This window comes from Sulfurisphaera tokodaii str. 7 (genome assembly GCF_000011205.1).
Taxonomy (GTDB): Archaea; Thermoproteota; Thermoprotei_A; order Sulfolobales; family Sulfolobaceae; genus Sulfurisphaera; species Sulfurisphaera tokodaii.
Map to the genome: position 1 here is coordinate 166,047 of NC_003106.2, position 14,062 is coordinate 180,108.

General features: G+C 34.0%; 13 protein-coding genes, 1 tRNA gene and 1 pseudogene. 5 read left to right on the forward strand and 10 right to left on the reverse strand.

Annotated features, from left to right (window positions below; translation table 11 throughout):
- Positions 1-47 precede the first annotated feature (47 nt).
- The 3 genes and pseudogenes from STK_RS00755 to STK_RS00765 all read right to left on the reverse strand — a co-directional run bounded on the left by STK_RS00755 (position 48) and on the right by STK_RS00765 (position 2,939).
- Positions 48-1,913, reverse strand: a complete 1,866-nt coding sequence (locus STK_RS00755; RefSeq protein ID WP_010978084.1) for a DEAD/DEAH box helicase — start codon at positions 1,911-1,913, stop codon at positions 48-50.
- Between the two features lie 419 nt (positions 1,914-2,332).
- Positions 2,333-2,645 (reverse strand): annotated as a pseudogene (locus STK_RS15960) (type II toxin-antitoxin system RelE/ParE family toxin).
- 221 nt (positions 2,646-2,866) lie between these two features.
- Positions 2,867-2,939: transfer RNA gene (locus tag STK_RS00765), tRNA-Gln, on the reverse strand.
- Positions 2,940-3,148: 209 nt separating this feature from the next.
- Between STK_RS00765 and STK_RS00770 the strand changes: the two genes are divergently transcribed.
- Both STK_RS00770 and STK_RS00775 read left to right on the forward strand, forming a co-directional pair.
- Positions 3,149-3,475 carry a DsrE family protein gene (locus STK_RS00770; protein WP_010978085.1) on the forward strand — a complete coding sequence of 109 codons (327 nt, stop codon included), beginning with the start codon at positions 3,149-3,151 and terminating at the stop codon, positions 3,473-3,475.
- Positions 3,476-3,605: 130 nt separating this feature from the next.
- Positions 3,606-4,325, forward strand: a complete 720-nt coding sequence (locus tag STK_RS00775; protein WP_010978086.1) for a molybdate ABC transporter substrate-binding protein — start codon at positions 3,606-3,608, stop codon at positions 4,323-4,325.
- A 404-nt stretch (positions 4,326-4,729) separates the two neighbouring features.
- On the opposite strand, the gene STK_RS00780 is transcribed toward STK_RS00775, so the two are convergent.
- Entirely contained in the window at positions 4,730-6,085 is a 1,356-nt protein-coding gene (locus tag STK_RS00780; protein ID WP_010978087.1) for an APC family permease, read from the reverse strand.
- A gap of 85 nt (positions 6,086-6,170) precedes the next feature.
- The gene (locus tag STK_RS00785) at positions 6,171-7,127 is read right to left on the reverse strand and encodes an acetamidase/formamidase family protein (RefSeq protein WP_010978088.1); all 957 of its coding nucleotides are present in this window, start codon (positions 7,125-7,127) and stop codon (positions 6,171-6,173) included.
- A 553-nt stretch (positions 7,128-7,680) separates the two neighbouring features.
- Between STK_RS00785 and STK_RS15105 the strand changes: the two genes are divergently transcribed.
- Positions 7,681-7,821 carry a hypothetical protein gene (locus tag STK_RS15105; RefSeq protein WP_198429720.1) on the forward strand — a complete coding sequence of 47 codons (141 nt, stop codon included), beginning with the start codon at positions 7,681-7,683 and terminating at the stop codon, positions 7,819-7,821.
- Positions 7,822-8,163: 342 nt separating this feature from the next.
- Here STK_RS15105 and STK_RS15110 read toward each other — a convergent pair whose 3' ends face one another.
- The 4 genes from STK_RS15110 to STK_RS00800 form a co-directional block, all read right to left on the reverse strand.
- Positions 8,164-8,319 (reverse strand): hypothetical protein, encoded by a 156-nt coding sequence (locus tag STK_RS15110; protein ID WP_198429721.1) that lies wholly within the window; start codon positions 8,317-8,319, stop codon positions 8,164-8,166.
- 340 nt (positions 8,320-8,659) lie between these two features.
- The gene (locus tag STK_RS00790) at positions 8,660-9,805 is read right to left on the reverse strand and encodes an RNA-guided endonuclease TnpB family protein (protein WP_010978089.1); all 1,146 of its coding nucleotides are present in this window, start codon (positions 9,803-9,805) and stop codon (positions 8,660-8,662) included.
- 78 nt (positions 9,806-9,883) lie between these two features.
- Entirely contained in the window at positions 9,884-10,282 is a 399-nt protein-coding gene (locus tag STK_RS00795) for a TOPRIM nucleotidyl transferase/hydrolase domain-containing protein (protein WP_052846173.1), read from the reverse strand.
- Positions 10,283-10,292: 10 nt separating this feature from the next.
- Positions 10,293-11,312 carry an AAA family ATPase gene (locus STK_RS00800; RefSeq protein ID WP_010978090.1) on the reverse strand — a complete coding sequence of 340 codons (1,020 nt, stop codon included), beginning with the start codon at positions 11,310-11,312 and terminating at the stop codon, positions 10,293-10,295.
- 313 nt (positions 11,313-11,625) lie between these two features.
- On the opposite strand from STK_RS00800, the gene STK_RS00805 reads away from it, so the two are divergent.
- Together STK_RS00805 and STK_RS00810 are read left to right on the forward strand one after the other, a co-directional pair.
- A complete protein-coding gene (locus tag STK_RS00805; protein ID WP_052846857.1) occupies positions 11,626-11,865 on the forward strand; it encodes a hypothetical protein in 240 nt (79 codons plus the stop codon).
- Positions 11,844-12,221: a PIN domain-containing protein gene (locus STK_RS00810; RefSeq protein ID WP_010978091.1), complete on the forward strand. Its 378-nt coding sequence runs from the start codon at positions 11,844-11,846 to the stop codon at positions 12,219-12,221. Before STK_RS00805 ends, STK_RS00810 begins: the two co-directional genes overlap by 22 nt.
- Before the next feature lie 813 nt (positions 12,222-13,034).
- Here STK_RS00810 and STK_RS00815 read toward each other — a convergent pair.
- Positions 13,035-13,973 (reverse strand): amidohydrolase family protein, encoded by a 939-nt coding sequence (locus STK_RS00815; protein WP_232616538.1) that lies wholly within the window; start codon positions 13,971-13,973, stop codon positions 13,035-13,037.
- Between the last annotated feature and the right edge of the window lie 89 nt (positions 13,974-14,062).

The following is a 14,062-nucleotide window of genomic DNA, read 5'->3' on the forward strand; positions in this document are numbered from 1 at the left end:
TTACTAGGTTTTAGTACACTAAATAAACCGATGCGATAACTTTACTCTTATTTTCCATATTTTTTCCATCCGGTCTCGACAATTATTCCGAACCTTTTTAAAATCTCAACTCTGGGATCGTTTTGGTCAATATCTTTCCCGAAGTTCTCGTTAACAAATCTTCTTAATTCTTCATGGAACTTTCTGCACTCAATCCCGTCAATATTAAGTATATCCTTCATGATGCATGCTTCATCTACGCTCTTAATATTTAATTGGAGAAGTTTTTTAGCCTCATCCCTAGATAATCCAGCTTTCATCATTTCTATTCCCTCCTTCGGTAAGCCGTATTTTACCCTTTCATAAAACTCAAGGGCTTCCTTCGCCTTTGGATGGTTTAATGCTCTTAATACTCTATAAAGAGCAAAGGCTATCCATCTGGCGTTTGAAATTACATCATCAATATCTTTTGCCGAAAGCTTTAGGCAGAGAGATGCTATATCTCCTCCATTAACCCATCTCTCAATGAGTTCTTTTCCTTCCTCACATCCCCTTAATGACTGTAGCACAGCTGGTGATGAGTATACAACGTCGAGGGGATTGAAGTCTTGTACGTTTACTGGAAAACCATTTAACGCAGATACGTCAATATAACTTAATGCCACAGCCTTTCCTAAGGGTGTTAGCCTTAACGTTTCCCTTTTCTCCACTAAGTTCTGTTTTACCAGATACTCTATAGCCGGTTTTACTTCTTTCCCCTTAAACGTGAACGATCCCTTACCTATTAACTCCTCAACTTCTTCTTCCCTCCTATTGAACCAGCTTATAACACCAAGTGTTAAGTTCTCGAGCTTAAAACTTATATCTTCACTCTTTGCCAAAAATGAGGAGAAATAAGTTTTCACTACCTTATCCATTTCCTTAATTGTCTCTGTTATAACTATTGCCATTCCTTCTTGGTCAAATCCCGGTCTTCCTGCCCTTCCGGCAATTTGCTTAAATTCTGCTACTGACAGATCTCTCCATCCTTTAAATTCTCCTTTATCATCTGAATCCGGTAATGAGATATCATAAAAGACTGTAGCGTAAACGGGTAAGTTCACTCCTTGACCCAATGCTGTTGTAGATACCAGCACCCTGACTTCGCCCTTCATAAAAGACTCTATTACTTTATCTCTAACATCATAAGGTAAGCCGGAATGATAAGGTAAGGCTGGTATTGAGAACTTTCTAAGGGTTTCGGCAAGTGTCTCTGCAGAGTTTCTACTCCTAACGAAGACTAATGCGTTCTTTCCTAAAGACAGAATATAACTTAACACGCCAAGGAGTAGGTCTAATTTGGTGTTTTTCAGCCTCCTTTTCTCAATGGGTATAATCTTGTTGTTGTCATAGCATTTAATTATATAAGGAAATGCTATGCATTCATGAAGCGGGACTTTTCTTTTCTCCACCTTAATTAATTCCGAATTTAGCCACTGCTTATATTCTTCCACATTACCTACTGTTGCACTTAATCCTATTATCGGGACTGAGTTCTCTTTTGCCCAAAGTACTATGTTCTCTATGCCTAACCCTCTATCACTTTCAACATTATGTATCTCGTCAATGATTATGAGGCTTATGTTTTTTAACCAACTGTAATCATGTCTAATTGCGCTATCAAATTTCTCATAAGTCGTGAGCAATGCTTCTGCAGATAAGTATCTTAAATCATCTTCATATACATCAGAATCTACGTATTTCGCTTTCCTCTTTGTCGCTCTATAAACTTCTCTCGATAGAGCTTTTAGTGGTGAAGTATAAACTACTATTCCTTTTTCCTCATTAAGTAAATACTTGGCAATATGTGTTTTGCCAGATCCGGTAGGAGCTACTATTAGATAATTCTTACCATAAACGTAAGAGTTTTTGAATTGGGTAAATAGTTCACTCACAAAGGATATAAAGTGTAAAAGGTTATAATTGATTTACTTTCTTTACACTTATGATGGTAACGTAATGTAGAAATGGTTAAGTTTTATATTGCTTGTGACCATATGAGCAACAAGCCTCGCCCTTCACCGTAGATCCAATTTTTAAAATTAGCCTTTTTATGGTCTTTTTAATAGTAAATGCAAAGGGTAAATCATATCTGTCGATAAGAATTACATCTTTTGGCTTGCATAATTAGTTTACTTTTAACATCTTAAGTTAAAGCTAGTCCTTTGCAGATATTATGAAAAAGACATAATGTTATCAACAAATATATAGTTATGAGAATTGTTGAAGATAAGGATGGTGAAAGGTTCCTGGAGTTCGAGAGTAAAAAGGATTTAGAGGAATTTAGAAAATGCTTATTGAGACTTATTGTAAACTAAACCCAGACCGTAAATTCCTTGTAGGACTCAAATAAATAAAAATTAGTTTTTGAATCGACACTGTAAAGTATCCTTATATTAGCGGTAACCTCTATGGAAAACATGGGATTCCCATACTTATCCTTTCCTAATTTCTCTCTGTGTATTCGAACGGGTTTTACTACAAATTCCTCAACTTATCGACTATTAATATTAATATTTCTAAATTAGAAAACATCCTAACCATAACCATAAAATAAATTTAGCTAAATCCTTAGCGTCCTTAACATCCTTTATCTTAAACCTCACATTCCACTTCTCACAAACCACATTAACATAAAAAGAAAGTTAATTTAAAATGTTTTATTTTCATTTAATATCTAATTAAAAATAAAAAGTTTATAAAGAGTAAAATAATTGTTTATTCAAAGGAGGTCTTTCAAGTTTCTGTGACTTACATATCAGTAGATGGTCGAGGCTAAGTCCCTACCCTTATCATGATTGAAGGTTAAAATGAAAGTGAAGGGATAAAACGGTAGCTCTAAGTAAGGTAGCCGGGCTGGGATTTGAACCCAGGTCCGAGGGGCCAGAGCCCTCGATCCTTGACCACTAGACGACCCGGCTAATAATAATACTAGAAAGTAGATTTAAAAAGTGAATGGTTCTTTTTTATTGCTAACTCTTTGTATTGTAAGTTGACTCATTTATCTTGGAAGTAACATTAAACTCGCTGATAATTTAAAAGAAATAGTATTATTGAAGGATTTAACTAGTATATTATTATTATTATTTTATAAATCAAACTTTAAAATAAGTTTACATTTCTTCTTTCTATGAAAGTTGTTGTTCAAATAAAGGATTTTGATAAAGTACCCCAAGCGTTAAGATCTGTTATTAATCTCTATAATGATATTAAGGATGCTGAAATAGAAGTTGTTCTTCATCAATCTGCTATAAAGGCTTTGTTGAAAGATAGTGATACTAGAAGTATTATTGAAGATCTGATTAAAAAGAACATACTTATTGTCGGATGCGAAAATAGTATAAGGTCTCAAAATCTTTCTCACGATCAGCTTATTCCAGGGATTAAGATTGTAACTTCTGGTGTTGGTGAAATTGTTAGGAAGCAAAGTGAAGGTTGGATTTATTTAGCTTTATAATACTTTATGAATCGTTTAGTTTTTATTAAAACTAGCCGCTCTGAATTTGAAAATTGATGCTTTCTGAGAAAATTAACAGACAATGTGTGAAGAGTGAATATTTTTTATATTCTCTCGTTTAATTTACGTTATGAAACTAACCTTATCCAATTTTGATGTATTGGAAGATTTTTGGGGAAGCACAGACGGGATAAAGATGTCATTTTCCGGAAATCAGTGGTTTGTAATACCAGATTTAATCCCTTTACTTAATAAAAAAGGGTTCACCGTGTACATAGAGACTATTCCTCCCGGAATTGTTAGGAAGAGGGCTGAAGGTGAAAATCTTAAGGTTGGGAACTTAGAAATTACTTTTAAACCGGAAATTGTTTCATTACCTCCTTCTCTTTTAGAGGGATTAAAAGTTAAGAAGATGAGAGAATATGTTGAAAATGAGTTAGCTATTGTTTATTCTTCAAAAGTTAATGATTGGTGTGATTTGAAGGGAAAGAAGGTTGCTATACCTAATCCAGAAACTGAGGGGATAGGGGTTCTTTTTAAACAGTTGTATGAGGAATATTGTGGTAATTATGAAGAGTTTGCTTCTTCAGCATACTTAACCAGGGTCCATCATAGGGAAATACCTTACATGTTGTCTAAAGGTTTAATTGAGGCTGGAGTTGTCTGGAAAACTGAGGCGACTTATTGGAAATTTAACTACGTAGTACCTACAATTAATAAGAAAGGGAGGTTGGCTTTCGCGTTACTAAGTAATGCTAGTGAGATTGCAGAGGTATTATTTGATTATCTCTTTTCTTTAGATGTTAAGACTATTTACGAAAAATATGGTTTTAAATGGATCTCTACATAGAGGATTTTGCCGAAATCTTAGCTATTTGACCTAAAAATTTGTTACTAAATACTTTAGCGTAATTCGACTTAGTTTAATGAAACAAAGAAACTAGAAATAGAACCATTGAGAGTGTAAATTGCGGGACATAGAATTTAATCCAGTTACCATAGAAGTTTTGCAACTCCATAGGAAAACTATATCTTTTATTTAGAGAACATAAAGTATAACAACTCATTTATTTCAATAGATCTAGCAAATTATTTAAGAGAAGTATTAATACATCACTATAATTGTCAATGAGATAAGGTATCTTAATTTGAGCTTCATTAGTAGTACAGTAATATTTTAGAATAGACGGAAAAATTATTTAATATTTATGTATATTAAACTTCAAGAGTTTTTCAGTTCCTTGACAAAATGTTTCAGATTTCAGTTACTTTTTTATTTGTTACTACTCTATAAATAGCACCAGCTATCATCCAAACTATAAAAGATACAACTCCTATCAGCACATACACGTTAACAGACGTAGTTACAATATTAGCGAACACCACAAATAGTAATATTGAGTTTATTGCTATAGTAAGAAGAATATTCCAAATACTTAGACTATTATTTTTCATTAAGATAAATAACAAGCTTATATTAGCAGTAAATAGTGCTATCAAGAACCCAAATGTGGTAGTTATTCCGACCGATAAGAAAACGTTTTCTGGGCCAATTATTAATGAAAAGATTAGTGTATACGCTAAGGAAAATATGAATGAGAATAGTATAGCCTTATGTGGAGTCTTATTAGTTTCATGAATATCATATAATCTCTTATCTAATACACCATCCCTAGCCATAGCAAATACTACCCTAGATACTGTATTGAAGAAAGTTACGGAATCAGTTAAACCACTATTTATGAGAAGAATTGTTAATATTATTCCTAAAGCTATTCCACCGTATTTTACCCCTAAGATTATTCCAGGCACTAGTTCTGTAAAGAAAGAAGACATGTTATTTACGCCCCAGCCTACTACAAATGCTTCACTTGCCACTAGATAAGTTATTCCAACAAGTAAAGCGGCAGTGAAAACTCCTTTAGATATAGTATTCTTAGGATCCTTAGCCTCTTCTCCTAAAACTGATGTTGTCTCATATCCTGCAAAAGCTAGAAATATAAATGCCATACCTACACCTACATTAAATGGTGAAGCATACTTAAACGTGAAAGTAGTTGGGTCTGGAGGAACTTTAGTAAATATCAGAAAAGATGTTGCCAATATAAAAACTATTTCGAGAATGCTCATTGTTAACGTAAATCTTAAAGATGGTCTAACACCCAGATAAGATAAGACACCGCCAAACAAGGCTACTATTATTACCAGTGGAATCCATAACCAAGACGGAGTGGAAACACCTAGAGCTTGTAGTGCACCGGGAAGGAAGACTCCAACAGACAAGTATATAAAGACTAATGCAGTTAAAGTGTAAAGTACATAAGCCCATCCTATAAAATAACCTATAGTTCTTCCTAATCCGGCAGAAATGAATGCATATATTCCGCCAGCGCTTTGGACATACCTACTTGTAATTGATAACCTGGTTGCATCTAGTAAAACTCCTAAAGTTGCAATTATAACTGCTAAAGGAAGTGAAGCATATGCATAAGCAGCGGCCCCAGTTAGTGTTACTAGACTAGCCATTGCAGGGGCAGCACCACCAATACCTTGAGCAACAACTTCTCTAAATGAAACTGTACCCTTAGCTAGCTCCTTGTTCTCTTTCATAAATCTAAGAGGACTCTGTCATCTTAAATCTCTTTCTTTAAAAGATAGAAATACGAGATTTAAATTTTTTAAAAATCAAACTTTATTAGAACAAATCAATATTTATGTCAAATATATTTTTTGGTAAATATGCTGTAACTATCCAATTGGGAACATCGACCACCTCACTAACCCTAAGATTTACCGCAACACTAGCCAAGATGTAAGCTTCTACCGGTGTCATGTATTTGGATAAAATAGAGATTATGCCCTTAATAGCTTTTTTAGCTGCATTCCACAAATTAGAATCAATACCGGGGTATGCTATATATTCATCATATTCCATCTCTTTTACTTTCTTAGCTATAAAGAGTGGTTGAGTTAAACCAATATTTTTAATTAACCTAACCTTCATTGTAACCTCCAGGGGGGCTTCTATTGCAGTTCCGCAAACTTCACCATCACCTTGGGCTAAGTGAGTGTCACCTATGGAAAGCAATGCTCCCTTTACAAATACTGGAAGGTATAATTTAGTGCCTATAGTTAAGTGCTTAATATCCATATTTCCTCCGTTTTCTCTAGGAGGTATGGTACTCAATTTTCCTCTATATGGTAATGCAGTACCTATTACGCCGGGGAAAGGATAGATTGGGACTTTAACATTTAAATCGCCAAACTTTGCATAGGCGTATTTTTCATCAACTTTCCATATTTTTAGGGCTGGACCTTGGAGATCTATAGGTGCAGTATATTGTTCGTCAGCAAGAAATCCGAATCCAGGAAGTACTCCAGTCCATCCCCACCCTTTATGTTTAAATTCTAAGAACTCGATCTCTAAAGCATCTCCCGGTTCTGCGTCTTTTACTTCTATTGGCCCAGTTAATGGGTGGATTTTAGAGAAATCTAATTTTAGGAGATCCTTTTCTGTAGATGAAGGAGTAACTTGTCCATCAGAGGCCTCTTTAGTTTCTACTGTTATAACATCCCCATCATTTATTGTCATAATTGGAGGTAAGGAGTTATCCCATTTATTATGTGTTATTGCATGAATAGTATATTGCATAATATTTATTCTCTTTAACTGACTATTTACCTTTTTCCCCTACTTATCAAGTGATACTTAGTTACTTTGATCTCAGATCTAGCGAGAATGCATATGAAAGGTTCTAGGAATAAACCTTTTATTAGAAAATATATATAGAAAATTAGAATATAATCGAAAAGATGTATAGCAAGAATTCAAAAAGTTTTAATAAATTAAGATACTAAAATAAGCAACAATACAGATTAAGCGAATTGTATATTGTATTGATTCTTTTGCATCTTTCGGAAAGCTACTTTCTAATCAAGAAGTTTTATTAAGTTATAAAGAAGCATATAAAATATGTGTAAGAATTTAGTTTTATCTCCTTAATACTTCTACTAATGCTATAGACAGGACTTTACAATGAATTTTATACCTCCTAAAATAGAAGAGTATGAAGATGGAATAATAATAGATTTTGGCGGATCTCTTTATGATGTCGAGTACCACGATGCTATGGTTCAGATATAGAAGGATAAGAAAGGGAATATTGTAGTCATTGACATTATCTTTTCCAAGGAAGGAGTGAGAGATGAACCTCCTAAGTAACTATGAAATAGTTTCAATTATACTCGATATCTTGAAGACTAAGGTTAAAGATGAGGATTTAACAATAAGAATTTTTGCTATTACCCTTTACGTTTTTGAAAATATAGCGTGCAAACTACCGTAATTACCTCTGTGGGCAGTAATACTCTAAAGTTTGGTGAATAGCACTTATAGGAAAATCGTTACATTTTTACGTTACGTTAAACAAATGTAAGATATATTGTCTTATTAACTGAAAATTCCTTGTGATTAACGAAATAAAGTAAGGAAGAAAACTCAAAGTATTTATTAATTAATGAGCAAATATTATAATTTTTTATGGTAAGGGAATTTCATTAAACTACTAGGTGAAATCTATAATCCACAAAAGATGTTGTTTCATGATTGTGCTATACCTCAGAACATAGAACTAGTTACTAAACCCCTACTAGAAATAAAAACTCAAGATAAAATAATCGAGATTATACTAGAAATAACCCTCATACTTATGATTAGAAGTATCACACAAAAAATGCTTACCACAATCCCCCATACTTCTGCCTACCCAACCACACTTAACAATATGATGACTACCACAAGAAGGACAAGCTAAATCTTGGCCTAGATATGACTTTCTGTCCATAAGTAATACAGAAATTTATATCCTAATGACAACACTATGAAGTTCTCCTTTATTTCTAACGTAATAAGAATTTTTAGTAGAAAGTATTTTTTTGTAAGTTTTAAGGTTCTACTCTCTTTTTACTCAAACTTTTAATTTTGTACTTTATTACTCAGCTAATAATTGCAATAATTTAATTAAATGATGTAGAGATTTCTTAAGTTTCTCCTCATCTGTTTTTCTTATAACTTGTACAATCTTTTTTACATCTCCATGGGCTATCTCGTCCTCAGTGATTAACTGTACTTCATCCTCAATCTTATTCTGACTTCATCCTCGCCCTGAAGGGCGAGGGTTCCCCTCATCGGTTCGGGTCTACATCCCTCATTTGAGGGGCAGACGAGAGGGTCAGAGACCCCCTCCTGTTAAGATTCATAATTCCAATAACATCCCTATCATTCTCATAACCACAAATACACTTAAACCAACGATGAGAAACCTCAACCATCTTCTTTCCACACTTAGGGCAAGAGACAGAAGAATAGTGAGGATTAACATACACAACCAACAAGCCGTGTTTCTTAGCCTGCCACTCAATCCAATACTGAACACGACGATATTGCATCAAATACAGTTTATCCCTAAACTCAGATGATAATTTATTAACATGCTTAATCAAATTCTTGAGATTCTCTAACTTAATAACATTAGCACCAAAATCCTCTGCAACCTCAACAACCCACTTCCCAACCTTCCTTGCGAAATCCTCCATGATTCGCTTAGCCTTAGAGTAGAAGTACTTAATCCTTACAAGAATTCTCTTATTCACCCTCCACCTCTTAGGGTACTTCATTTGCAGAACTTCAGCTAAAGACTTCCAATGATGAACCTCGTACAAACGAGTTGGAATCCTAACATAATGAGTATCATCCTTACCAACAACAATCTCATTCATGTTAATATCAACAGCAACACTTTCCCTAGGTTCAACTTTCTCCAACGGTTTCTCAAAAACTACTTTAAGGAAAGCCTTGCCATCCTTCAGTACGAGTCTCGCTTCCTTCATCTTCCAGTTCATGTAGTCCTTAATGTTTCTAGGATAACCAAGGATTGGGAGCTCACCGACACCAGCAATCCTAACAGTCATCCTTTCTAAGTCCACGTTATAACTTGCTTTTGGTGTTAACCATACAGTTGGCTTATACACTCTAGGAAACCTACCCCTCCTTGGGTTATTATACCAACCCTTGTATACTGAGAGTGCATCCCTATAACAGTCCTCAGCAACCTTTGATGGTAGATTGTATTCCCCTCTTAACTTATCATATAACTCCTCATGGACTCTTCCTAACACACCCTTCTCTTCCGGATTTGGAACATTCTCCTTTAGCCAGAATAGGGTGAAACGTAGTGCCTTAACGTAGTTATTCACAAGGGCTAGGAGGGGTTCAGATAGGGCGATCTTCATCGAAACAGTAGCTCTGATCGCTTTAACCCTCCTAGCCATTAGGAGAAAATTAAAAGAGCTAATATTTAAACTTTATAAGGGGGCTATCCATCCCCGCTGGCGAGGCTTTCCGCCCCCTTAACCCCATTTTTTGTAATTTAGAGCTATAATTATTCGCAGTGCATCTGAACACTCCAATAGTTTCCCTTCACCCTTACACTGGTTTTTAAATTTGAACGTGTCAAATAGATCTTTGTCCATAATAATATATAAAGTATTATTTTCGATAATTCTATTTTTATATAATTTAATAAAAAATTCAATAAATCTGTTTAAGTTCCCAATTCCTTTAACGTCAATTATTCCGACTCTCTTACGCCTCTCAGTGCGTTCACAGATATATCTTTCCATCTTATTGTATAAGGATTTTATTACTTCTACTTCGGTTTTTCCTTCACAGAGTATTATCTCATCAAACTTTGACTTTATGGTTGGGTTAATATTCTTAATTTTATAAAAAACTAAACATTTCTCCAAAACTGTTCACTTATAGAACATCGATAACTCTTAAATCTATCCCAATTTCCTTAAGAAGGTCAACATTATCTTCTGTTAAATTAACGGAATTGACTATTCCGTTGATCCTCCTTAAGTACGTTAGCTGAGTCTTTAAGTCTATTTTTTTCGCTATTCTAAGAGAGTAATTTATTACATCAGAACTATGGGTAGTTATAAAGAACTGAATGCCTTTCTCTTTAGCTATCTTAAAGGCTAAATCTAAGATAGTATATATACCGCCTGGATGTTCATGGACTTCAGGCTCTTCTATTAAAGCGATTCCTTTCCCGTCAAAATATAGCAGTATTGAAGATATAAGAACTGCTAATTTGGCACCATCACCCAGAAAGTCTATCGGGATTGATGTATCCTTAAGAGTTAACGAGAGCACAAAATCACCTAGGTAACGTGAGAATTCTATTCCTTCGGCGTCTACTTCAAACTCTTCTTTTAACAGTTTCACAATTTCCTTATCTTTTCTTTTATTTCTTTTCAGTTCCCCTATTATGTCGTAGAGTTGAGATATAGATAAATTATCGTCTATGAAAACTGTATTCTTAAATACTTCGGAAACGTTGTTGCTAGTTTTTAATTCTATATGGTTCTCATCCTTATAGGTAATCTCAATTGAATAGGTAGAATTATCCGCATTTACGTTAAAGACTATTTTCTCATTTTTATTAAAATTATAAAAAAATTGAGAAAAAATATCGGTGTTTATAGACGAAGAAAAAGTAATTAAATTACCACTTTTTAAAATTGACGTAATATTTTTCTTTATATTTTCCTTAGTTTTCTCTTCTAGTCGCCTACGTGTTAAATAGTCTATCTTATTAATTTTTCTAACTTTATCATATTGTTCGTCAAGTGAAGAAATGAAATAAATAGCCTCAAGAATTGTAGATTTACCAGAGTTATTCCTCCCTATTAATATATTAATCTGTGAAAGGCTTTCAAGTTTACAATACTTTATTCCTCTAAAATTCTGAATCTCGATCTCATTAATCATATAAAGGATAATTATACGCCAATTTAATATGTCTTTATACAGTAAGACATTTTAGTAGAGGCTCCATATGCTTCGACTCTAACATTCTTAGAATCTCTTGAATCTGTGTGTAAAGCATATACCCCTATACAAATTTCGTGATTGTAATTGCTTTGTCGGATCCTTAAATTTTCTCGGTTTTTGAGTTCGTAATTTAGTTCAAAACCAAGAGTTAATTTAAAAGTAGGATCTGGGTTGGCTCTAATAAAAACAAGTGATTCACAAAGCAAATAGGGTGGGAAAAGATTTTTACTTTACATTCCCACTTATAGCTATGGAGGAAAAGATCGTTGACTCAAAAGGAAGGGTTTATTTGGGTAAATGGTATGCTAATAAGAGGATTTACATCGTGGACCTGGGTGGCGTTATAGTTTTAACTCCTTATACCGCTTTTGCCGAGGAGTTAGGAAAAATAAAGAGCGTGGAGGAGTTAATGGAGTTTCTTAAGTCAATATCGCCTAAGGAGTTAAGGGAAGCGTTTAGGGAGGCTGTATGGGAGAAGACGAAGTCATAATAGATACTAGTGCATTTATATCGAAGAAGAGTAGAAAAGGGAAAGTTAGTGTAATAACAATAATTGAAATTATGGAATGGGCTTTAAGAAAATACAATGAGTATAGTAGAAAAGGTGAGAAATTAAGAGCCTTAGGTTACCTAAACCTCATAACATCACTTCCACTAGCTATGGATGAAGTAATTGAAATAAAAGATAATGAAATAAAAGATCTAGTGTATTACGTAACGGAGAAAAATTTAGATCCCGTCGATGCTTACCTTGTAGTTCTAAGCAAGAGATTTAAAATACCTATAGTTACTATAGATAAGGATTTCGAAAGGGTTAAGGATGAGATAGAAATTATAGACCCTTGAGATAAAGGTTATCCACAATACAGTTCAGGGATTCCTTGTCTTTGTTAACTGGGGAATACCTTGCTGGAGAATATGGTCAACTGAAGCAGAGTTTTCAAGCAGAAAGAACGATAAGCCTTGCCCTTTAAGACGTTAGGAGATCAATATTCCTTAGTGCAGAATGAAAATCCACTGGTATAGGCTCCACATTGTATACCTTTAACAAACCTACGAGAGTCCAGTACTCCTCCAACGTAAAAGTCCTTGACGTAACCCTTAGGTATCCTAAAACTTTTCTTAACTATTTAAGACGTGGTAAGCCATGCCAGCAAGTTTTCCTGAAAATGCATAAGTAGCATATTACTTTGTCTTTTTCCCTACAAGTGGATTATGTTTATTACTGTTACCTTGTACTCTTTTTCCGTTACTGTATTCCAGTCGCCTTCTTTATATTTCTTTAAGGAATTCTACCCTCTTGTTATATACTCGAATTATTGCAGTATATCTTATCATACACAATCTGTTTTATTTTTAATAAAAATGATAGAATATCCCTCAGAAGATAAATTAGTTAGGGCGATTCACGGTTCCTTTGCGAAATGTAATATTCTCACAGAATTAGAATAATTCTACGAAGAAATAATATTATTATATATCATCATCTTCACATGGTATGACTCCTTAGTCTCTCCAATTGTCAATATACAATCAAATTATTTAATCTCAAAATGATAAAATAAAATGAATCCACAAAAGAGCTATGAATCTCCCATAACCCCTGAATGACCCAAATTTTTCCAATTAGCGAATTAAATATGAAATTGCTTAAAATTTTTAGAAATCATAAAGTTCTTCTGCATTTTTGTAAAAGAATCTCTCCTTAAGTACTTCTAAATCTTCTTCTGACATTAGATCTCTCTTTAAAAACTCTGACCGTAACTCCTCAAAACTTTCCTTAGCTAATTTTGCACCAAGCCAAGCAATTTCTGGAACGTTAAACGCATCGGAACCGTAAAGTACTTTATTTGCTGGTGATACCTCAAATATTTCTTTTATAACATTGAATGCCGAAAGCGGTGCTAATGGATTAAATTGTGAAACATCAAGATACACTGAAGGAAAAATGTAACTCATCCATGCAGTTTCCCTATGATATGGGTAACCGGCATGTACAAAAACAACTTTTCCTTCATATTTTCTGACAATATCTGTAAGGTAAGAGGGAAGTGATAAATCAAATTTTATATCTCTATCTCCAGCCCCAGTGTGTATTTGTACTGGTACTTTAAGTTCTTTAGCTATTTCTAATGTTTTACAAACTAGGAAATCTCGGAAGCCCTTAGCTCTTTTTCCAAACCAATCTCTTTCCTTATCATAAAAGTCCTCAAAAGCCTTACTCTCGTTACATGAAATTTTTAGTCCTGTTCTATAAGCTATAATGGTCTTAAAACCAGAATAACCCGTTCTGATCTTCTCTCTCAAGCTCTCTTCGAAATACTCTACGGCTTTATCAAACGGTTTCTTAAACATCTCGTCATTTATAATCTTCTCTATTCTAAACAAAAGTTTATACTTTACCGGTGGTTCAATTTCTTTTTTCCCAAAACCTTCATCAATCACCATACCTTCTATCTTAGCATCTTGAAATAGAAATTTCACGTAGTTTACTGGGTCATCTTTAATCATTCTATTTCTTTCCTCTATGAAATTCTCTCCTAAAAGTTTCTTCAGTCTGTGTTTTAAGACTAGGAAAAATGGTTTTAACAAATTCATTGTAACTACGTCAGCGTTAATCTCTCCTTCGATCCAACTTTCTGCTGATTCTAATGCTAAGCCTTTTTCATCTAGGGGTTTTACACTAA